Source organism: Nocardioides sp. CPCC 206348, from assembly GCF_048654705.1.
Lineage (GTDB): Bacteria > Actinomycetota > Actinomycetes > Propionibacteriales > Nocardioidaceae > Nocardioides.
Genome location: NZ_JBMCZA010000223.1, coordinates 14,498 through 15,030 on the forward strand (window position 1 = coordinate 14,498; position 533 = coordinate 15,030).

1 protein-coding gene is annotated in these 533 nt (G+C 71.5%); it reads right to left on the bottom strand.

What is annotated here, in order from left to right:
- The coding region (locus tag ACOADB_RS25250; protein ID WP_378605391.1) for an enoyl-CoA hydratase-related protein at positions 1-474 on the bottom strand (474 nt) is incomplete at its 3' end.
- Positions 475-533: the final 59 nt, after the last annotated feature.

Here is a 533-nt window from a genome sequence, read left to right on the forward strand (position 1 = left end):
CAGCGCGGCACCCCGTGACGTCATCCGCGGCAGCACCGTCAGCGAGATGACCGCAGGCGTCAGGCCGAGCTTCACCTCGGTCAGCGCGAAGGTGGCGTCCTGGGCCACGATCGCCACGTCCGCGGCCGCGACGATGCCGATCCCGCCGGCCCGGGCCGCGCCCTCGACGACCACGACGACGGGCTTCGACAACGCGACGATCTGGCGCTGCAGCGCGACGATGGCCCGCGCACCCTCCTGCATCGGCGTCGTCGCCGCAGCCGCGAGGTCGGCACCCGAGCAGAACACCCGGCCCGACGACTTCAGTACGACGACGCGGACGTCGTCGGCTGCGTCGGCCGTGCTCAGGTGACCGGTCAGCTCGGTGATCAACTGCCTCGACAGCGCGTTGCGGTTGTGCGGCGAGTCGAGGGTGATCGTGGCGACGGCGTCAGCGACATCGAGGTGGACCAGCTCGGCGGGTGCGTCAGTCATGCGGTCATCCTGCCGCACCGCTCGCCCGGTGGTTGAGGTGCGAGCGCAGCGAGCCTCGA